The organism is Serratia quinivorans, from assembly GCF_946227985.1.
Lineage (GTDB): Bacteria > Pseudomonadota > Gammaproteobacteria > Enterobacterales > Enterobacteriaceae > Serratia > Serratia quinivorans_A.
Genome location: NZ_CAMKGL010000001.1, coordinates 1,416,842 through 1,435,330, shown reverse-complemented (window position 1 = coordinate 1,435,330; position 18,489 = coordinate 1,416,842). Strand labels below are relative to the sequence as shown.

The following is an 18,489-nucleotide window of genomic DNA, read 5'->3' as shown; positions in this document are numbered from 1 at the left end:
AGATTTTATTGTTCAACTGTGTGAAAATGGTTTGACGCATTAATTGTGTGCCTTTTACCCTTGGGAAACCCAATCTGAAAAGGAGTTGTAATGGATACCGATCTGAAAATGTCACTGTTCACCACCGTTTGTGCGCTGGCCGTGATTATTGCTTTCAGCTTCACCGCTGCTTTGAACTGATCCCCTCAAGTAAAACAGGCGCAGCCCGCTGCGCCTGATTGTTTTTCCCCGCGTTACGCCAGGTTCTTTTCCACAAATGCCCAGTTAACCAGTGCCCAGAAGTTTTCCAGGTAGGCAGGTCGCGCATTGCGGTAATCGATATAGTAGGCGTGTTCCCAAACGTCGACGGTCAGCAGCGGTTTATCATCACCGGTCAGCGGTGTCGCCGCGTTCGAAGTGTTAACAATGGCCAGCGAACCCTCTGGTTTTTGCACCAACCAGGTCCAGCCTGCGCCAAAGTTTTTCACTGCGGCGTCGCTAAATTGCTGCTTAAAGGCGGCGAAAGAACCAAATGCCTGATTAATCATCTCAGCCAGTTTACCTTCTGGCTCACCGCCGCCCTGTGGCGACAGACAGTGCCAATAGAAAGTGTGGTTCCATACCTGAGCCGCATTGTTGAAGATACCGCCGTCAGATGCCTTAACGATCTCCTCCAGTGACGATCCTTCAAACTTGCTGCCTTTCAGCAGATTGTTCAGGTTCACCACGTAGGCGTTGTGATGCTTGCCATAATGGTATTCCAGGGTTTCTGCGGAAATGTGCGGCTCGAGGGCGTTTTTTTCATAAGGTAATGCAGGAAGTTCAAACGACATTGCTTTCTCCTTGTACAGTGCCAGTCCACCGACGTAATCATGGGCGATAGGTTGACCTGTTTTTATTGTGGGTATTTAGCTTAACAATTTTCGCGATGAAATACAGGGGGAACGGGCAAGGGATTGAGTACAACAATGAGGGATGCGGGAACTATCAGGGGAGAGCGGCTGGCAGCGCCAGCCGCAAAGAAGATTATCGAATGGTTTTTGGCGTAACTACCCGGCGTGCGCCGATGTAGTGGTTTTGCCAGTAGTCATTGTCGAGTTGGCTGATGCGGATTTCTTCGCCGGTACGCGGTGACTGAATGAATTTACCGTTACCCAAATAAACCCCCACATGGTCTGCCACGCCGCGGTTGTTAATGCGGAAGAACACCAGGTCGCCGCTTTCCAGTTCACTTTTCTTGATCGGCGCTGCGTCACGCAGGTGGTACATCTCGTTGGCAGTACGCGGCATTTTAATTTTAACGATGTCTTTATAGGCGTAATAAATAAGACCGCTGCAGTCAAAGCCGGTTCTTGGCGAGGTGCCACCCCAGCGATAAGGTTTGCCCATTTGGTCCATCAGCTTGGCCATCGCGGTTTGCTTGGCATGCTGGTAGCGTTTTTTGTGCGCCGGGCTGAGCTTCAGTGGCTTTTCATCACCCACCAATTTGGCGGTTGCCATACCGCTTTCGCGATGGCGCCCATAGCCTTTTTTATAGCCCTTCTTCGGCGGGGTCACTTTAATTTTGGCTATTTTATGCGTTTTGTTTTTCGATTTTGCGCTGACGATCTTTTTAGCGGTTTTTTCTGTTTTGGCTTTGGAGACCTTGGCTGTTTTCTGCGGAGTGGTGACTTTCACTTTTTTGCTGCTGGCCTTAACCGCTTTCTTTTTCTTGCGGTCATCCGGCCGGGCTTCGTTTACGTGGCTCTTGCGCTGCTCAGCGGCAACACGTGCCTGTGGCGCTGCGTGCGCCAGATTAAAGAATAGCTGTGTAAACAACAGCACAAAAAGCGTAAGAATTAAACGCATGTCGACGTTACCAACCTTGGCCCCGGAACAGATATCGAATGAGTGACAGTATTCCCGAATTTCGCCATATAAAACAGCGAAGAACTCATAAATGATAATCCATATTGTGAGAAAACGTTAATAGCATTTTTTTTGCCGAAAAATCAAACTGTTGATGTATAAAAAACCAACAGAGACCGCCAGGAAACTTATTAAGTGGCGTTTTTTGACAAGAAATATATTAGTGAAATGGCCGGATTAAAAATGTTATTCTGCGCATATGTTTTGACCGGAAAGGCCCTGCCGGTGAGACGCGACTGACAACGGGGGAATGCCCTTGCAAAAGATGGCGTTTTCTTGCAACTGTTCCAGCCGCTACAATAGCCAGTGTGATGCATGTTGTAGCCATGAAATTTGGCTTGAGGAAGCAATATAATGACGACGACGATTGAAAAAATTCAGCACCAGATCACTGAGAACCCAATTCTGCTGTACATGAAAGGTTCACCGAAATTGCCAAACTGCGGTTTCTCGGCGCAAGCCGTGCAGGCACTGTCTGCCTGTGGCGAACGCTTTGCTTACGTTGATATTCTGCAGAACCCGGACATCCGTTCCGAGTTGCCGAAATACGCCAACTGGCCGACCTTCCCACAGCTGTGGGTTGACGGTGAGCTGGTCGGCGGCTGTGATATCATCATGGAAATGTATCAGCGCGGCGAATTGCAGCAGCTGATCAAAGAAACGGCAGAGAAGTACAAACAGCAGGAAGACCAGCAGCCATAATCGGCTCGGTTTTATTGTTGTAAGTCATCGGGCGGTGCCAGCTAATACTGGGCCGCCCGATTTTTTGTCTTAGTCGGTATTCGTGACCGCCAGCGGCCAACCGCCAAGGCGTTTCCAGCGGTTAACCAGCTCGCAGAACAGCTGAGCGGTTTGCTCGGTGTCATACAGCGCTGAATGGGCCTGGGCACTATCGAAGGGAATATCGGCGGCAATGCAGGCTTTGGCCAGTACCGTTTGTCCCAACACCAGTCCGCTTAACGCCGCGGTGTCAAAGGTGGCGAAAGGATGGAAAGGATTGCGTTTCAGGCTGGCGCGCTCGGCGGCCGCCATCAGGAAGCTGTGATCAAAATTGGCGTTATGCGCCACAATTATCGCCCGGTTACAACCGCGATCCTTAATGCCCTTGCGCACCGCTTTAAAAATAGCGTGCAGTGCATCGTATTCACTGACCGCACCGCGCAGGGGATTACTCGGATCTATGCCGTTAAAAGCCAGCGCTTCGGGTTGCAGGTTGGCGCCTTCAAAAGGCTCCACGTGAAAGTGCAGGGTTTCGTCCTGCTGCAACCAGCCGTCTTCATCCATTTTTAACGTAACGGCGGCAATCTCCAGCAGCGCGTCAGTTTTGGCATTAAATCCGGCAGTTTCTATATCTATCACTACGGGGTAAAACCCACGAAAACGGCCACTCAGGGCGTTAAGATCACTTTTTTCGGCCATCAGTTTCTTATCTTCATCGAATGCAGCGCGCATTATGGCAAATTTTGCGCCCGGTTGCAGGCGGTTATCACGCGGAAAAAAATAAGGGCGCAGAAAGCGCCCCTGGTTGACCTCAGTGGCCGAGGCCATGGCCGGCATGTTTGTTCTCGATCAGTTCGATTTTATAACCGTCCGGATCCTCAACAAAGGCAATAACCGTGGTGCCGCCCTTGACCGGGCCGGCTTCGCGGGTGACTTTGCCGCCGGCATTACGAATGCTGTCACAGGTTGCGGCGACATCGTCCACACCCAGTGCCAGGTGGCCGAATGCGGTGCCCATTTCGTAGCTGTCGGTGCCCCAGTTATAGGTCAGTTCAATCACCGCACCTTCGCTTTCATCGGTATAGCCTACAAACGCCAGTGAGTACTTGTATTCCGGGTTCTCGCTGGTACGCAGCAAGCGCATGCCTAATACCTTGGTATAGAAGTCGATGGCGCGTTGCAGGTCACCGACGCGGATCATGGTATGGAGTAAGCGCATAATTCCTCTGATTGGATGTGCCGTTGCCAATGGCGGATGGATTGAAGCGAATCCAGTATAGCGTTGCCGCATAAGGGATTTCAATGTATGCCATGGCAGGGAGCACTACGACATCAGTGACGTTGTCACTCGGTAGTTAGGCAGGGTAACACAACCGCACACTTTGTCGCCGTGCATAACATGGAAATAGGTACTATAACCGCTGCAAGGAACAGCGCGTCACGATAATGGTGTAGGGCCCGGATTGGACGGGGCTAATTTATAAATTTGGATCGGATTAATAATGACGGTTTATATTTTCATAACAGCAACATCGCGTTTGCCGAGGGAGCCACTTAATGGATGAAATGCTAATTCTGGTTGATGCTGATGATAATCCGATTGGCTCCCAAAGCAAAACGCGGGTACACCAACAGGGGTTACTGCACCGGGCATTTTCAATTTTTATCTTTGATAGCCAGGGCCGCCTGCTGTTGCAACAGCGGGCATTCAGTAAGTATCACTCGGCCGGGCTATGGACCAACAGTTGCTGTGGCCACCCGCGCTGGGGTGAGCCAACGCTGGCCGCGGCTCAGCGCCGCCTGCAGGAAGAGATGGGGTTCAGCACTGAGCTACAACAAGTTTCCAGCTTTACCTATCAGGCTGCGGTACCCGGCGATTTAATTGAGCACGAATTCGATCATATCTACGTCGGTTTATTTGACGGCAAGCCGCAGGGGGCACCTGAAGAGGCCCATAGCTGGTCGTGGACTGATATTCAGCAATTAACGGATGAAACAACGCGCAATCCTGAAAAGTTTACCGTTTGGTTTCTTACAATAATGAAGGATCTTGGAACCAATGAAATGGAACGTTGGGCGAGGTTGGCTGCGAGTTAACTGACAGATTTCCCCTTAAAGGGCAAAAAGCCCGCCGGTAGGTCAATGCCGGCGGGCTTTTCTGTTTTACTTACAGTGTCGGGTAGTCGGTGTAGCCTTCAGCACCACCACCGTAGAAAGTTTCCGGTTTAGGTTCGTTCAGTTCCGCGCTCAGTTTGAAGCGCTCAACCAGGTCCGGGTTGGCGATATAGCTACGGCCAAAGGCCACGGCATCGATAAAGCCTTTATTGATCAGCTCTTCTGCTTTCTCGGCGGTATAGGCGCCGGCCCCGACAATCACCCCTTTAAAGTGGGCGCGTACCGAGTCACGGAAGGCGTCGGAATAAGGCTTGCCACCCGCCCAGTCAGGCTCGGAAATGTGCAGATAAGCGATGTTACGCTTGTTCAGCTCTTCCACCAGATACAGGGCTGCATCTTCCTGATCTTCACCGTTGTCCAGGCCGTTGAACGGACCCAACGGTGAAATACGGATACCAATGTGCTCTGAACCCCATTCAGCGATGCTGGCGTCAACCACTTCCAGTGTCAGGCGCGTGCGGTTTTCGATGCTGCCGCCATACTGATCGGTACGCTGGTTAGATGCCGGAGCCATAAACTGGTGCAGCAGATAGCCGTGCGCCGCATGCAGTTCGATAAAGTCGAAACCGGCCTCACGTGCATTGGCAGTCGCCTGGCGGAAATCGTTAATGATGCCCGGGATCTCTTCAGTTTCCAGGGCGCGTGGGGTAGAGGTAGGTACTCGCACCCAGGCACCGGTTTCGTCACGCACGGTAGTGCGGGTGTCGGCATTGATCGCAGAAGGGGCGACCGGAGCCTGTTGGCCTGGCTGCAGGCTGTTATGGGAAATACGGCCCACGTGCCACAGCTGAACGGCGATATGGCCGTTTTTGTCATGCACCGCCTGGGTGATCTTTTTCCACGCGGCGATCTGCTCTGGGGTATGCAGCCCCGGCGCGCCGGCATAGCCTTTCGCCTGGAAAGAAATCTGGGTGGCTTCGGTGACAATCAGACCCGCGCTGGCGCGTTGGGCATAATATTCCCCCATCAGCGGCGTCGGGATATCACCAGGCTCAATGCTGCGCAGGCGCGTCAGCGGGGCCATAAACACGCGGTTCGGCAGGGTTACAGCGCCAACCTTCAGCGGGGAGAACAACTTTTCAATCTTCATAGTGCATCCTATATTAATAGACCGGTCGACTAGTAACGAATGTAAAACCGCCTAAGGCGGTAATTCATGATAAATCAGGGCATTTTTTTAGCGCTGCGCCGGACGCAACAACAGTTCAATACTTTCCAGTGCGCTGGTCAGCGGGGCGACCGAGTGGCGGATTTTGGCGCGCAAAGAAGCGCCAAGCCACAGGGAATACAGCGTTTCCGCCGTGGCCGCCGGGCTCATGGCCAGCGACAATGAACCTTCGCGGATCCCGCGTTCAATCGCATCCTGCAGGTGACCAATCACCCGGGCACTGCCGGTTTCCAGCGCATGACGCATAGGCTCTGACAGGTCGCTCACCTCGGCAGACAATTTCACCGCCAGGCAGGCGTTATGGCATTCGCTGCGGCAGTGGTAGCTGATCGCCTGAGCGTAATAGCTTAACAATTGGTGGCGTGCATCGCCTTTATCGTCGGCAAACAGCTGCTGCATTGCCGCATCATAGTGTTCGAAATAACGCTGCAGCATCGCTTCGCCAAACACTTCCTTCGATCGGAAGTAGTGGTAGAACGAGCCTTTTGGCACGCCCGCCGTGCTCAGCAGCTCGCTCAGTCCCATGCCGGTAAAACCGAGGCGCAGGCTGAGGGTCTCGCCGGTAGCGAGCAAATGTTCACGGGTATCTGTAGGGCAGTGCGCATGTTTAGTCATAATGGGGGTCAGCATAATAGACCGATTGGTCTAGGTCAATAACAATAAAAAAACCGGCATAAAAATGCCGGTTACGATGAGTGATACTTTGCCTGAATAAAGCGCGGAAGTTAAGCCCTTAGGCGGCTCCCCGGCAGCGCTGCAGAATATCGAGCTGCGGTTGATATTCACGGGTTTGCACGTTCAGCATGCCGAGCATGGTGTGGAACAGGTTATCTTGCGAGATATCATCCTTTTCTGCCATGGTACTCAGGCACTGACGATCAACCTTGAAATTGCGCTCATAGTCCGCAGACACCCACATCAGGAAGGGGACATGGGTCTGCTGGCTTGGGGCAAACACATAAGGTGTACCGTGCAGATACATGCCGTTTTCGCCCAGTGATTCACCGTGGTCAGAGAGATATACCAGCGCGGTGTTGAACTTGTCGCTGTGCTGTTGCAACAGTTTGATGGTGTCGTCCAGCATGGCGTCGGTATACAGCAGTGAGTTGTCATAGGTATTCACCAACTGCTCGTGGCTGCAATCCTGGATTTGATTGCTGTTGCAGGTGGGCGAGAACGTCTGGAACTCTGGCGTGCTGCGGCGGTAATAGGCCGGCCCGTGGCTGCCCATCTGGTGCAACACTATCACGCCGTCGTCTTTCAGGCTGTTGATGTAGTCGTTCAGTTTATACAGCAGCACGTTATCCATACAGACGTCACCGTCGCAATCCTGCGGCAGTTTCAACTTGGTCATGTCAATATGCGGCACGCGATCGCAAGCGCCTTTGCACCCGCCGTCGTTTTCACGCCACAACACATTGACACCGGCATGCGCCAGTACGTCAAGCATGCCTTCCTGATGGGTAGCCTGGGTGGCGTCATAATCCTTGCGTGGCATGTTGGAGAACATGCAAGGCACGGAGATCGCCGTTTCGGTACCGCAGGAACTGGCGTTTTTAAAATACACCACGTTGTCCTGCTTCAGACGTGGGTTGGTTTCACGCCCGTAGCCGCCTAATGAGAAGTTCTCGGCACGCGCCGTTTCCCCGACCACCAGGATCACCAGAGTTTTCTTTTGCTGTGCAGTGATCGCTGGCCCTTTACGTGCATCTTCACCGATTTTCACCAGCGGCAAATTGCGGGTGAAGTAACGTTGCTGGGTAAATTTGATGGTGCCGGAAACGAAGTTCGACGGCGTCAGCATTTTCACCACGCTTTTGTTATTACGGATCAGCGAGGCGTAATCTTTATAAAACAGGGCGGCGATAATCAGGATCACCACTACCGAGAGCATCACGTTAGCGGCACGCAGCCCGACCATGTACCACCACGGGCGAGTTTTACGGATTTCGATAAAGCAAACCAATACCGCCGGTAGAATACCCAGCAGCAACAGCCACAGGCCCATGCGTGGCGTCAGCAACGCCGTTGCTTCCTGGGGATTGGTTTCGAAGGCGTTCTGCATCATATTGCCGTCGATCACCACGCCGTAACTGAACATAAAGTAGTTGGCGGCCGCGCTGCCGAGCAGGAAGAAAATCATCAGTGGCTTACGTAAAAACGGCACGGTCAGCACGCTGAAGATAATATTCAGCGCACAGAAAATCACCACTGGCATAGTAGCGGCGAAAATCACGCTATGGACGTTATCGAAGGTGATATACGACCAGGCCTTATGAAGGAATAACGCATTCTGGAACAGAGTGAAGAATAAGGCGCTGGTGAGGATAAAACCCAGGCTGTTGCACTGTAAGCGTTGACGTAACGACATTGCCAAATCTGAATCCTGATATTGAGTAATGCGCTGAAATTTACAGGATGAAACTTAAGAAAACCTTAGAGATTTGTCATGGTTACGTGGGCGTTTACTTTTGGTTTAGCTTGAGAGACGCCAGACCGGGCGGTCTGGCGAGGGGGATGAAGGCAAGAATGATTAATAGGCGGCGGTAAATTGCGCTTTGATAAACTGCGGTTTTTCGATCTCATCGATAATCGCTACCGCCAGGTCTTCCACCGAGATACCCGCCGGTGCCTGGCCGTTCATCAGCAGTTTGGTGGTCCCCAGGCGGAACTGACCGGTACGCTTGCCGGGTTCCAGCAGTGCCGCTGGAGACAAATAGGTCCAGTCGAGTTGGGAGTCATTGCGCAGTTTGTTGCGTAAATCACGCACGGCCTGAGCACCCGGGCGGATGTTTTCCGGGAACTGCGGGGTATCGACCAGTTCAACGCCCGGAGCCACTTCCAGGCTGCCGGCACCGCCAACCACCAACAGGCGTTTGACGCCGGATTTTTTCACCGCGTCCAGGATCTGTTGTGAGCCCCTGGTGGTTTTCTCGTACAGATTTTCTTCCGCCCAACCAGGGTTAAAGGCGCTGATTACCGCGTCCTGGCCGGCTAGCTGTTTCGCCAGCCATTCGGTGTCGGCGACGTCGCCCAATGCGATGGTCAGGTTTGCGTTGTCGGGCAAGTCTTTTTGCTGACGTGCAATCGCCGTGACCTGCAAACCGCGAGTCAGTGCTTCATCCACCACGCGGCGGCCAACAAAACCCGTTGCTCCAATAATGGCTACTTTCATCTGTTTGCTCCTGTCGTTTATCAGCTCAGACTCACCTGAGCGCGTATCTACAATGTAGTACTTAACAATAGGGTTGATTAGTGCCATATTCATGCTTTCTTGAGTAAGTAAAACTTCATAATCGTGGATAAACTGAATCGAATGGCGGTTTTCGCTACCGTGGTGGCGGAAGGATCCTTTGCCGGTGCGGCCCGGCGGCTGGGCATGACGCCATCGGCGGTCAGCCAGCATATGCGTTCGTTGGAAAAAGCGCTCGGTGTGCCGTTGTTACATCGTTCTACACGACGGCTGGCGCTTACCGAAGCAGGGGCAGCATTTCACCCCGGCTGCGAGGCAATGCTGTTTCAGGCGCAGCAGGCTGAACAACGGCTGGCCGAGTTGCGTGACACTCTGGTGGGGGAGCTGCGTATCGCTACTACCATTGGCATCGGTGGCCGTCCGCTCGCAGAGGCGTTGGCACCGCTGCTACAGGCGCATCCCAAACTGACATTGCGGGTGTTGGCGGACGATCGAATCGTCGACATGATCGAACAACGGATCGACATTGCACTGCGGGTCAATCGTCAACTGGCGGATGCCAATATGATTGCCCACCCGCTGGCGGAATGGCCGATGGTGCTGTGTGCCGCTCCGCGCTACCTTAGCCAGCACGGGGTACCCGAGATGCCGCAGGACCTGGTGCAGCATCGCTGGATCTCCGGCGCTTTCAGCGGCGCTCATCTGGATTTGCATCATCAGGGTGGGCAACAGCTAAAATTGCGTCTGGCGGAAGGGCAGATCGTCAGCGACAGCATGAACGTGATGCGTGCCTTCACCCGCAGCGGCCTGGGGATCTCGATTCAACCGCTGTATGAAATAGAAGATGAATTGCAACGCGGTGAACTGATCCAACTGATGCCTGAATGGCGACCGGCCCCGCTGCGGCTGCACGCGCTGACGCTAGAACGGGCAATGCCGGAGAAAAATCGTCAGGCACTGCGTTATTTACGTGACTATTTTCACCGACATGCCGAAAAGTCACTTGCCAGCGGCGCCGATGGCGTCTTCAATTAGCAAGAGAACGCAGGAGGACGTGTGGCGCAGCAGCTCGAGTTTTTTGATATCCCCAGCCCGTGTCGCGGCATTTGTCAGGCCGACGATCGCGGCTTTTGCCGTGGTTGCCTGCGTAGCCGCGAGGAACGCTTTGGCTGGATGCAAATGAGCGATGCACAAAAACGCGACGTGCTGCGTCTGTGCCACCAACGCTTGCTGCGCCTGCAGCGAGCCAGTAAACAACCGGATGAGCCTTTGCCGGAACAACCTTCGCTGTTCTAAGTCATTTCTGATCTGCCGCACGTAAGCGCGGCTTTCCGCTTCCCACCGAGTTATCCGCTTGTGTATGCTGGCATTAAACAATGTCATGAGGTTTCAACAATGGTAAACCGTGTACAACTCGCGCCGCAGGGGCCTGAATTTTCCCGCATGATTTGCGGATACTGGCGTTTGATGGAGTGGGGCATGTCACCGCAGCAGTTGCTGGCGTTTATTGAGCAGCATATTGAGCTGGGTGTCACTACCGCTGACCATGCGGACATTTACGGCGGCTATGCCTGCGAACAAGCCTTTGGTGAAGCGATGCGCCTGAAGCCTTCACTGCGCCAGTCGATGGAACTGGTGTCCAAATGCGGCATCGCCACCACCGCCAAGCCGGGTAACCCGATTGGCCACTACATTACTGACCGTGAGCATATCGTTTACAGTGCGGAACGTTCGCTGGCGCATTTGCATACCGATTATCTTGACCTGCTGCTGATCCACCGTCCGGATCCGTTAATGGATGCCGATGAGGTGGCCGAAGCCTTTGTGGCGCTGCATAAAAGTGGCAAGGTACGCCATTTCGGCGTATCCAACTTCACCACGACGCAGTTCACACTGCTGCAGTCGCGTCTGCCGTTCTCACTGGTGACCAATCAACTGGAAATTTCACCGATCCATCAGCCGGCTATTCTGGATGGCACCCTGGATCAGTGCCAGCAATTGCGCATCAAGCCGATGGCCTGGTCTTGTTTGGGCGGCGGCCGTCTGTTCAGCGATGCCGAATTCCAGCCGCTGCGTGATGAGCTGCAGGCGGTGGCACAGGAGATTGGCGCCGAGACTATCGAACAGGTGGTCTATGCCTGGGTGATGCGGTTGCCATCGTCACCTTTGCCAATTATTGGCTCCGGCAAGATTGAGCGCGTGCGTTCGGCGCTGCAGGCACAGCAGTTGACGTTGAGTCGTCAGCAGTGGTTCCGTATTCGCAAGGCGGCCCTGGGTTACGACGTACCTTAAATCACCATCGTCATAAGAAGCCGGGCAACCGTGGTTGCCCGGTTTTACTTTTTGATTCTTCAGGGCATCAGGCCAGTACCACCTGGCCGTCCGATAGGCTGTTAAGCCCCAGTCCGACCAGCGTGACCGTATTGCCGCCAAAGTTAAACACCAGATTGTCGTTCACTTCAGAAACAAAATCGCGGAAGTTACCGCCCGCGCTGCTGCCATCGGTCCCCATAAAGACCAGTTTGTCCTGCGTCTGATAGCCGTAAATCTGGTCCTGACCAAAGTCACCACTGAACAGGAAGGTGTTGCTGCCGCCCTGACTGTGTATGACGTCGTTACCGGTGCCGCCGACGAAGGTTAAATTGCCGCCGGCATGGCCGAGCAGGGTGTCGTTGCCATCGTTACCGAACAGCCATTTATCATTGGCGCGCGCCTGTAAGCTGTCATCGCCGGCACCGCCGTTGAGCGACGAAGCATAGGCTTTTAGCCCTTCGCTCGATTTTAATCCGGCGCGGGTAACCTGATGATCCAGCTCTTTGTTGAATATGACCCAAGAAGTTTCTTTAGTGCGCAGCGTGCCAATATCCTCGGCCAGGGTGATGCCGCCTTTGGCATCACGCAGGTAGAGCGTATTGCCGTCGTAGGCGACCTCGCTATTTTTCAATGCATGCTGCAGATCCAGAGTGTTATTGCCTTCGCCGCCGGAAATAATATTAAAACCACCGTTGTCGCGGAAAGTGTCATTACCGGCGCGGCCCTCAAGATAATCGTTCCCTGCGCCGCCCTTGATTAAATCATTGCTGTCACTGCCAACAATAAAGGTCGGGCCGCTGTGTTTTTCAGCGTTGCGATTGAGATCCTCAACCCAGGTAGTACCACGGGTGATATCCGAGAGGTTGGAAACAATCACCGTCGAGTCTTTGCCGGTCAGTGAATAAAACTCTGAATTTAGTACCCTCATCAAGCCGTCCTGATAAAAGAATGGCAGATGGGATAGCCAGGTTGGAATATTCAGGATTGAGAAGGGCAGAATATTCCAGGCGTCAGAAGCATAATGATCGTTGAAATTAACGATATTATTGGTGGCGGAGTCCTGTGGACTGTCATGGACGCCCAATGAGGATAATGTCAGGTTGGTGCCGTCCAGTGCGCGGAAAACCGGGTCATTTTCATAACCGATATTAATCACCTTGCCGCCAGTCTCATATTGCGTTGGCGAGGCGAACGCCACATAGTTCGATGGCGCGTAGAAGCCACCCCAATTATCGTCGCTGAGTGCCGCCATGCTATTTACCGCCAGCCCACCCAGACTGTGGCCGCTGATGGTCACATCATCACCGCTCAGGCCGTGTGCCTGGGCGAATTTGGCGACATCCCCCAACAGGGTTCCGAAGGCCTTCAGGCTGTAATTGTCGGCATAACCGGCAGGGCCAAAACCCGCCAGCAAGTCATTAATCAAATCTCCAATGCTATCGGTAATTAGGGATTCTCGCGGGCCGCTGGTGCCACGAAAAGCAATACCAATGGAGGTGAGATTACCTTCGCTGTCATATTTCCCCAAGACTTCGGCCTGTGCGGTGGTGTAACCCGGTGTTTCACCGTAATAGGTACCACGCGCATCGGTTTTGCCGCTATAACCCAATTGGTCGGCACCGATCACTGACCACCCGGCGTTATTTACCGCTTCCAGCGCCGCTTTTTCAGAGTCGGGGTTCCAGGGAATACCGGGTAACCCACCCTGTGATTGTGTGCTGCCAATTAACGCCGTCACCAGGGTTAAGGGTAAACCCAATCCAAAACCGGTATTGTGGTAGCCCTCATCAAAGCCATTGTCGATATTGTGATAGGCGTAGGTAGAAATCGCCAGGGCGTCAGTGAATAACACCTTGGATTTAACCTCGTCGAGCTCTTGATAATTAAAGATTCCCATATCAGTTCCTTATGAATTAGCTGCAGTGCCGGGGTGATCTTTGAATAGCTATTGCAGCTTGTGCTGGTAGAGAGGATATACCGAACGACTACTGGTCAGAGGACCGATGTTGGTAGAATTATTATTAGTATGAATTATTCAGAATGCGAATTTGATCGGCAAAATTGTGCGCATTATGGACGGTTGCGTCACAGATTCCCCTATACTTGAACATTCACAGGTATTCCAAGGAGATTGATTGATGAAACATTATTGGTATGCGGCCTTCGGTCTGATGGCTTGCGGAGCCGCTCAGGCTGCGACGGTGGATGTTGACATGAATCTGGTGACCGGACAGGGAATTGGTCAGGAAATAGGTAAAGTGACGATCAGCGAAACGCCTTATGGCCTGTTGTTTACCCCACAACTCAAAGCGTTACCGGCTGGCGTGCACGGTTTTCACGTTCATGAGAACGGCAGTTGCGAGCCGGGGATGAAAGAGGGCAAAGCGGTTGCTGCACTGGCGGCGGGTGGGCATTTTGATCCGCAAAAAACCGGTAAACACCTTGGTCCCTATGCCGATGGCCATTTGGGTGACCTGCCGGCGATTTACGTTACGGGCGATGGCATGGCCAGCGATCCAGTATTGGCTCCAAGGCTGAAAAAAATCAGTGAAATAACCGGCAGGGCGCTGATGGTACATGCTGGTGGCGATAACCACTCCGATCATCCGAAACCTCTGGGGGGGGGTGGAGAGCGTTTCGCCTGTGGCGTCATTAAGTGATAAAGACGCTTAGCCTGCGGTTGCCGCTGCACTGTCAGGCGGGGTGATAGCCTGTTGTAATTGTTGCAACGAACAATACAGCCGCCAAATTAAACCGGCAAGATCGCGCGCTGCCTGTTCTGGGTGGTGCGCCAGTGCATTACTCATGCGTTGCAGCTCTTGCAAGCTGGCGTCCAGCGAACTGTGCTGTACGCCTTTTTCCGTCATAATGCCCCGCAAACAGTGAATACAGACGTCACGCACCGCCGAGAGCGGGTCGGAGCGGGTCTGCCAGTCACGCAGTTGCCAGACGATATGGCTACAGTTGAGTAGCACGACTCCCCAGCGTAATAACCAACTGCGTGCCTCTTGATCCTGGCTTTGATTCAATTGGCTGATGCGATGATAAATCAGCGATTCAAACTGGCTCTCACTTTGCTGCGGTTTTTTACTCAATTGATCGATAAAGTCTCGCCGCAGAGCGCGGATAATGCGCCGGCTTTTGCGCTTGTCTGAGCTCGGCCGCAAGATCTGGAACGCCAGACCGGCCAACAGCACGCCGACAATTTTGCCGATACTGTCATTGATAAACGACTGATAATCGTAGCTCGGCGGGTTGGTGACGGACAAAAACGAGCCCATAAACACGATCAGTTGCCCCCAGAGTGCAGCATAGGAGGGATTCTGCAGCTTGAGCATCTGCATGGTGACCAGCACTGGGAACAGGAAGGCACAAAACAACCACAAATCATCTATCTGAATCATCAGCCCAAACTTCACCAAGAAACAGACGATCGAAAGCAGTGTCACTGCCTTCAGCAGGGTGGTGATGCTGTTGATAGGGGACGCGGTGGAGGAATAGAGCACACAGCTGATGGCAACCAGCGTCAGGGCCGAACTGCCGGCATCCCACTGGGTGTTAATCCAGTAAGCACAGCCGAGGATAATGCACAGAAAAGTGCGCAGGCCGTTATAGGCGGCCTCGTAACTGTCGGTATGACGTGCCAGAGACGTCACCCGCGGCGGTTGTATTTCGCTGATCGGGGTGGCGTTCTCCAGCCGTTGCAACCAGCGGCTGCAGTTAAGGTACAACCAACAGAAATGGCGTAGGCGTAGCCAAAAGGCGCGGTGGCGGTAATCGGCAGGATCCTGTGGGGCGATCTGCTGCAGGATGCGGGCCAGCCGGTATTTATCGGTATCGGGATTGCGCAGTTCGTTCAGCAGTTGATCCAAAACGGTCGCCAGGTTGGCCGGACGTTCCGGCCAGTTCAGCAGCATGCGGCGCAGGCTGGAGATTACGCTGGTAATGCGCAGTTGCTGATGCAGCATATAGTTGAGCAGGTTATTCTGCCGACGCAGCCGGTAGTGGCTCCAGAAGGCTTGAATACGCAACAGGTTCATGGTCAGGATCTGGCCGATGACCCCTTCATGTGACGTGCGCATCTGTACGGTAATCTCTGGTTGCCACAGCATCGCGGCGTGCTCCAGCAACCGCAGGTGCATGCGCCGCAGGGAGGTCAACAGCGCTTCACCGTCCGAAGTGCTGGGCAGGATCATCATCATCAGCCCGCCGCACAGAATACCGGTAATCACCTCGCACACGCGCGCCTGGGCGATATCAAAAATTTGCTGGGTGTCGGTGACGTTGACCGTACTAAAGGCGATGATGGCAGCGGTATAGCCCGCCAACGCAAAGGCGTACGAGACGTTGTTTTGATAATGATTGGAAATGTAAGTGCACAGGCCGATCCAGGCGGCAATGAACAGCGTGAACAGCCAGGGATCGTTGAGGCAATGACCGGCAATGGCCATTGACGCGGCAGCACCGACCAGGCTACCGAAAACGCGCCCGATGCTTTTACTGATCACGCCACCGACGGTGGGGAAACTAACCACCGCCGCAGAGGTGAGCGCCCAGTAAGGCTCGTCAAGATTGAGGACGAACGCTACCCATAACGAAAGGCACATCGCCAGCGAATTACGCAGCGCATAACGCCATTGCCCACCGCTGGCTTTCCCCCAGGGCGTACGGCTCCATTCCAAAAAAGGCAGGTTCACTGGTTAGCCTTACTGATGAATGGAAATGGTGCAGGTGGTGCCGGCCACCAAGGGTAAATCAGCGGGCACATTCAGCAGTTTTATCCGCACCGGTACGCGCTGTGCCAGCCGTACCCAAGGCACGTTGGGCTTCACGTCCATTAATAAATCACTGCTGCTTTCAACGCTCTGATCGTAAATGGCACGGCCAATGCTTTCTACTTCGCCCCGGAGCTGAGTGTTGCCATTATATAAAACGATATCCGCTTTATTGCCTTCTTTTATATGCCTTAGCTTGGTTTCTTCAAAATAGCCGAGGACATAAAAAGAGTGTACGTCAACCAGTGCGACCAGTGGCGTACCGACGCTGGCATAGTTTCCAACCCGGGCTTGTAAATTGGTGATATAGCCATCGGTAGGGGCATAAATTTTAGTTTTACTTAAATTCCACTTGGCCTGTTCCAGATTGGCTTGAGCGGCTTTATAAGCAGCTTTCATTGCCTGGGCCGCTAAATTTGACTCATCCATGTCTTCTGCAGAAATAACATTTTTTGGCAGGCTGCGACGGCGAGCCGCTTCATGGTCGGTCTTGGCCATATCGGACTGCGCTTTTGCCAGCGCGGCCTCAGCATTGTCGAGCGCAATCTGGTATGGCACGGGGTCGATCGCAAAAATCAGACTTCCCGCAGGTATGAACTGATTGTCATGAACGGTTATTTTCTCTAATCTTCCAGAAACTTCTGGTGTGATATTGACGAGTTCGGCGCGTACCTTTCCATCACGGGTCCACGGGGATTGCATATAATAATTCCACAACCACCAACCGGCGCAGATGGCAATGGCGCAGACGATTACCGTAGAAAAATATTTTAATGTTTTATGTGTCATCGGTTACCAACTCGCTAAAATCCACAGGGAGCCGCTGACTGCAATGACGAAAATAGACAAATCCATCAGCATGGGATGCCAAATTTCGCCGGAATAAATCCAGTCTCGCAGCAGGTGGTGTACCAGTAGCCATAAAACCAGGCCAAGCAACACAGCCTTAAATATCGGCGGAAAATAAAGCGAGGCGCCCAGCACCAAATCGGGTAGCGGGGACGAGGCATGAAGCCATGAAGTATTCACATTAACAATCCCGATGAGTGAATATGTTGAGTCTTTGCATAGAGAATAAACAATAACTGGCCAAATGGTGGCTATTTCCACAATATACATTATATACATTTGTGTTTTTAATGTTAGTTACTCAAAATAGTCTAAGCTCTGGGAGGGTATGTTAGCATGCTAATTATAAGGAGGGGTAAGTGGAGTCAACATTAGGTTCCGATTTAGCACGATTAGTTCGTGTTTGGCGCGCGCTGATCGATCATCGGCTCAAGCCGCTGGCGCTGACGCAAACACATTGGGTAACCCTGCACAGTATCAATCGCTTACCGCCGGAGCAGTCGCAGATCCAGCTGGCCAAGGCGATCGGTATTGAGCAACCGTCATTGGTTCGCACTCTGGACCAGTTAGAAGAAAAGGGGCTGATTACTCGCCACACCTGCGCCAACGACCGGCGTGCGAAGCGTATCAAGCTGACTGAAGCTGCCGATCCCATTATCCGGGAGGTGGACAGTGTGATCAGTTCGACGCGGGGTGAAATTTTAAGTGGGATTACCACTGACGAAGTGCAATTGTTGGTAGGTCTGATTGGCAAGTTGGAACAAAACATTACTGAACTGCAAAATAAACAATAAGAACTTCTTTTTTATACGATTAGATTTCACAGCATCGGAAATGAAACCGGAGGCCTAAAGCCTCCGGTTTTACCTGCTAAGTTCAGCTTACAGTGGGGATACGGTGATGGTGTCGCCAGTGCGAGCCATACGAACGCGTTGCCCCGGGCTGAACTTGGTATTGCCCGCCTTCTGAACCACCACGATGTTCTCTTTCTGGTCGGTCTTGATTTCCAGCTCATAGCCTGAAGTACGGCCGGCAGCTTCACCGATGCTGTTACCGGCTACGCCACCTGCTACAGCGCCGGCTGCAGTCGCCAGGCTACGGCCTGTGCCGCCGCCGACGGTGTTACCGAGGAAACCACCCAGCACGGCACCGCCGATGGCGCCAATGGTGTTCGATGTTTCACTACCCTGGATCTTGACCGGGCGCACAGAAACCAGCGTGCCGTAAGTCACGGTTTGCACCTGTTTGGCCTGCGAGGCGGAATAAACATCGCCGGACATGGAATCATTGGCGCACCCTGCCAGCGTAACTGCGGCGATGGCAACGACGAGAAGACGCTTGATCATATAAAACTCCTGTTGGTAGTAGTCCATAACCTGGGGAACCTTGCCAGGCCAGATTCAGTAAAA

21 protein-coding genes are annotated in these 18,489 nt (G+C 53.1%); 8 read left to right on the top strand and 13 right to left on the bottom strand.

Annotated features, from left to right (window positions below):
- The first annotated feature begins 90 nt into the window (after positions 1-90).
- Entirely contained in the window at positions 91-180 is a 90-nt protein-coding gene (locus tag OCH02_RS06665; protein WP_004943739.1) for a YnhF family membrane protein, read from the top strand.
- 53 nt (positions 181-233) lie between these two features.
- Here OCH02_RS06665 and sodB read toward each other — a convergent pair whose 3' ends face one another.
- Together sodB and OCH02_RS06655 are read right to left on the bottom strand one after the other, a co-directional pair.
- Positions 234-812: a superoxide dismutase [Fe] gene (gene sodB, locus OCH02_RS06660; protein WP_261430488.1), complete on the bottom strand. Its 579-nt coding sequence runs from the start codon at positions 810-812 to the stop codon at positions 234-236.
- 193 nt (positions 813-1,005) lie between these two features.
- Positions 1,006-1,827: a C40 family peptidase gene (locus OCH02_RS06655; protein ID WP_261430487.1), complete on the bottom strand. Its 822-nt coding sequence runs from the start codon at positions 1,825-1,827 to the stop codon at positions 1,006-1,008.
- Positions 1,828-2,241: 414 nt separating this feature from the next.
- On the opposite strand from OCH02_RS06655, the gene OCH02_RS06650 reads away from it, so the two are divergent.
- Positions 2,242-2,589, top strand: coding sequence for a Grx4 family monothiol glutaredoxin (locus OCH02_RS06650; RefSeq protein WP_012144929.1), 348 nt, complete (start codon positions 2,242-2,244; stop codon positions 2,587-2,589).
- Positions 2,590-2,658: 69 nt separating this feature from the next.
- On the opposite strand, the gene rnt is transcribed toward OCH02_RS06650, so the two are convergent.
- Together rnt and gloA are read right to left on the bottom strand one after the other, a co-directional pair.
- Positions 2,659-3,339 carry a ribonuclease T gene (rnt, locus tag OCH02_RS06645; protein WP_012144930.1) on the bottom strand — a complete coding sequence of 227 codons (681 nt, stop codon included), beginning with the start codon at positions 3,337-3,339 and terminating at the stop codon, positions 2,659-2,661.
- Between the two features lie 79 nt (positions 3,340-3,418).
- The gene (gene gloA, locus OCH02_RS06640) at positions 3,419-3,826 is read right to left on the bottom strand and encodes a lactoylglutathione lyase (RefSeq protein WP_261430486.1); all 408 of its coding nucleotides are present in this window, start codon (positions 3,824-3,826) and stop codon (positions 3,419-3,421) included.
- 338 nt (positions 3,827-4,164) lie between these two features.
- Here gloA and idi point away from each other — a divergent pair, with 338 nt between their 5' ends.
- Complete coding sequence (idi, locus tag OCH02_RS06635) at positions 4,165-4,704, top strand: isopentenyl-diphosphate Delta-isomerase (protein WP_261430485.1); 540 nt, start codon at positions 4,165-4,167, stop codon at positions 4,702-4,704.
- Positions 4,705-4,774: 70 nt separating this feature from the next.
- On the opposite strand, the gene OCH02_RS06630 is transcribed toward idi, so the two are convergent.
- The 4 genes from OCH02_RS06630 to OCH02_RS06615 form a co-directional block, all read right to left on the bottom strand.
- Positions 4,775-5,872: an alkene reductase gene (locus tag OCH02_RS06630; RefSeq protein WP_261430484.1), complete on the bottom strand. Its 1,098-nt coding sequence runs from the start codon at positions 5,870-5,872 to the stop codon at positions 4,775-4,777.
- A gap of 87 nt (positions 5,873-5,959) precedes the next feature.
- Positions 5,960-6,580, bottom strand: coding sequence for a TetR/AcrR family transcriptional regulator (locus tag OCH02_RS06625; RefSeq protein WP_261430483.1), 621 nt, complete (start codon positions 6,578-6,580; stop codon positions 5,960-5,962).
- A 103-nt stretch (positions 6,581-6,683) separates the two neighbouring features.
- Positions 6,684-8,321, bottom strand: a complete 1,638-nt coding sequence (gene eptA, locus OCH02_RS06620; RefSeq protein WP_261430482.1) for a phosphoethanolamine transferase EptA — start codon at positions 8,319-8,321, stop codon at positions 6,684-6,686.
- 162 nt (positions 8,322-8,483) lie between these two features.
- On the bottom strand, positions 8,484-9,125 hold the full coding sequence (locus OCH02_RS06615) for an NAD(P)-dependent oxidoreductase (RefSeq protein ID WP_261430481.1): 642 nt from the start codon (positions 9,123-9,125) through the stop codon (positions 8,484-8,486).
- A gap of 123 nt (positions 9,126-9,248) precedes the next feature.
- On the opposite strand from OCH02_RS06615, the gene OCH02_RS06610 reads away from it, so the two are divergent.
- The 3 genes from OCH02_RS06610 (at position 9,249) to OCH02_RS06600 (ending at position 11,435) form a co-directional block, all read left to right on the top strand.
- Entirely contained in the window at positions 9,249-10,178 is a 930-nt protein-coding gene (locus tag OCH02_RS06610; protein WP_261430480.1) for a LysR substrate-binding domain-containing protein, read from the top strand.
- Positions 10,179-10,199: 21 nt separating this feature from the next.
- A complete protein-coding gene (locus OCH02_RS06605) occupies positions 10,200-10,439 on the top strand; it encodes a DUF1289 domain-containing protein (RefSeq protein ID WP_012144938.1) in 240 nt (79 codons plus the stop codon).
- Between the two features lie 99 nt (positions 10,440-10,538).
- The gene (locus OCH02_RS06600; protein WP_261430479.1) at positions 10,539-11,435 is read left to right on the top strand and encodes an aldo/keto reductase family oxidoreductase; all 897 of its coding nucleotides are present in this window, start codon (positions 10,539-10,541) and stop codon (positions 11,433-11,435) included.
- 67 nt (positions 11,436-11,502) lie between these two features.
- On the opposite strand, the gene OCH02_RS06595 is transcribed toward OCH02_RS06600, so the two are convergent.
- The gene (locus tag OCH02_RS06595) at positions 11,503-13,353 is read right to left on the bottom strand and encodes a polyurethanase (RefSeq protein ID WP_261430478.1); all 1,851 of its coding nucleotides are present in this window, start codon (positions 13,351-13,353) and stop codon (positions 11,503-11,505) included.
- A 241-nt stretch (positions 13,354-13,594) separates the two neighbouring features.
- Between OCH02_RS06595 and sodC the strand changes: the two genes are divergently transcribed.
- The gene (gene sodC, locus OCH02_RS06590; RefSeq protein WP_261430477.1) at positions 13,595-14,116 is read left to right on the top strand and encodes a superoxide dismutase [Cu-Zn] SodC; all 522 of its coding nucleotides are present in this window, start codon (positions 13,595-13,597) and stop codon (positions 14,114-14,116) included.
- A 9-nt stretch (positions 14,117-14,125) separates the two neighbouring features.
- On the opposite strand, the gene OCH02_RS06585 is transcribed toward sodC, so the two are convergent.
- The 3 genes from OCH02_RS06585 to OCH02_RS06575 are packed head-to-tail and all read right to left on the bottom strand — an operon-like array spanning position 14,126 to position 17,260.
- Positions 14,126-16,153 carry an FUSC family protein gene (locus OCH02_RS06585; protein WP_261430476.1) on the bottom strand — a complete coding sequence of 676 codons (2,028 nt, stop codon included), beginning with the start codon at positions 16,151-16,153 and terminating at the stop codon, positions 14,126-14,128.
- Positions 16,154-16,162: 9 nt separating this feature from the next.
- On the bottom strand, positions 16,163-17,020 hold the full coding sequence (locus OCH02_RS06580) for an HlyD family secretion protein (protein ID WP_261430475.1): 858 nt from the start codon (positions 17,018-17,020) through the stop codon (positions 16,163-16,165).
- Between the two features lie 3 nt (positions 17,021-17,023).
- The gene (locus tag OCH02_RS06575; RefSeq protein ID WP_261430474.1) at positions 17,024-17,260 is read right to left on the bottom strand and encodes a DUF1656 domain-containing protein; all 237 of its coding nucleotides are present in this window, start codon (positions 17,258-17,260) and stop codon (positions 17,024-17,026) included.
- 179 nt (positions 17,261-17,439) lie between these two features.
- On the opposite strand from OCH02_RS06575, the gene slyA reads away from it, so the two are divergent.
- Complete coding sequence (gene slyA, locus OCH02_RS06570; protein ID WP_012144945.1) at positions 17,440-17,874, top strand: transcriptional regulator SlyA; 435 nt, start codon at positions 17,440-17,442, stop codon at positions 17,872-17,874.
- 87 nt (positions 17,875-17,961) lie between these two features.
- Here slyA and OCH02_RS06565 read toward each other — a convergent pair whose 3' ends face one another.
- Complete coding sequence (locus tag OCH02_RS06565) at positions 17,962-18,426, bottom strand: glycine zipper 2TM domain-containing protein (RefSeq protein ID WP_261430473.1); 465 nt, start codon at positions 18,424-18,426, stop codon at positions 17,962-17,964.
- Positions 18,427-18,489: the final 63 nt, after the last annotated feature.

Bases quoted from the DNA above. Each gene is read 5' to 3' on its own strand.
- sodC (WP_261430477.1), top strand. From the start codon at position 13,595: ATGAAACATTATTGGTATGCGGCCTTCGGTCTGATGGCTTGCGGAGCC.
- idi (WP_261430485.1), top strand. From the start codon at position 4,165: ATGGATGAAATGCTAATTCTGGTTGATGCTGATGATAATCCGATTGGC.
- eptA (WP_261430482.1), bottom strand. From the start codon at position 8,321: ATGTCGTTACGTCAACGCTTACAGTGCAACAGCCTGGGTTTTATCCTC.
- OCH02_RS06655 (WP_261430487.1), bottom strand. From the start codon at position 1,827: ATGCGTTTAATTCTTACGCTTTTTGTGCTGTTGTTTACACAGCTATTC.
- OCH02_RS06630 (WP_261430484.1), bottom strand. From the start codon at position 5,872: ATGAAGATTGAAAAGTTGTTCTCCCCGCTGAAGGTTGGCGCTGTAACC.
- OCH02_RS06600 (WP_261430479.1), top strand. From the start codon at position 10,539: ATGGTAAACCGTGTACAACTCGCGCCGCAGGGGCCTGAATTTTCCCGC.
- OCH02_RS06650 (WP_012144929.1), top strand. From the start codon at position 2,242: ATGACGACGACGATTGAAAAAATTCAGCACCAGATCACTGAGAACCCA.
- OCH02_RS06565 (WP_261430473.1), bottom strand. From the start codon at position 18,426: ATGATCAAGCGTCTTCTCGTCGTTGCCATCGCCGCAGTTACGCTGGCA.
- gloA (WP_261430486.1), bottom strand. From the start codon at position 3,826: ATGCGCTTACTCCATACCATGATCCGCGTCGGTGACCTGCAACGCGCC.
- OCH02_RS06580 (WP_261430475.1), bottom strand. From the start codon at position 17,020: ATGACACATAAAACATTAAAATATTTTTCTACGGTAATCGTCTGCGCC.
- rnt (WP_012144930.1), bottom strand. From the start codon at position 3,339: ATGCGCGCTGCATTCGATGAAGATAAGAAACTGATGGCCGAAAAAAGT.
- OCH02_RS06665 (WP_004943739.1), top strand. From the start codon at position 91: ATGGATACCGATCTGAAAATGTCACTGTTCACCACCGTTTGTGCGCTG.
- OCH02_RS06595 (WP_261430478.1), bottom strand. From the start codon at position 13,353: ATGGGAATCTTTAATTATCAAGAGCTCGACGAGGTTAAATCCAAGGTG.
- OCH02_RS06625 (WP_261430483.1), bottom strand. From the start codon at position 6,580: ATGCTGACCCCCATTATGACTAAACATGCGCACTGCCCTACAGATACC.
- OCH02_RS06615 (WP_261430481.1), bottom strand. From the start codon at position 9,125: ATGAAAGTAGCCATTATTGGAGCAACGGGTTTTGTTGGCCGCCGCGTG.
- sodB (WP_261430488.1), bottom strand. From the start codon at position 812: ATGTCGTTTGAACTTCCTGCATTACCTTATGAAAAAAACGCCCTCGAG.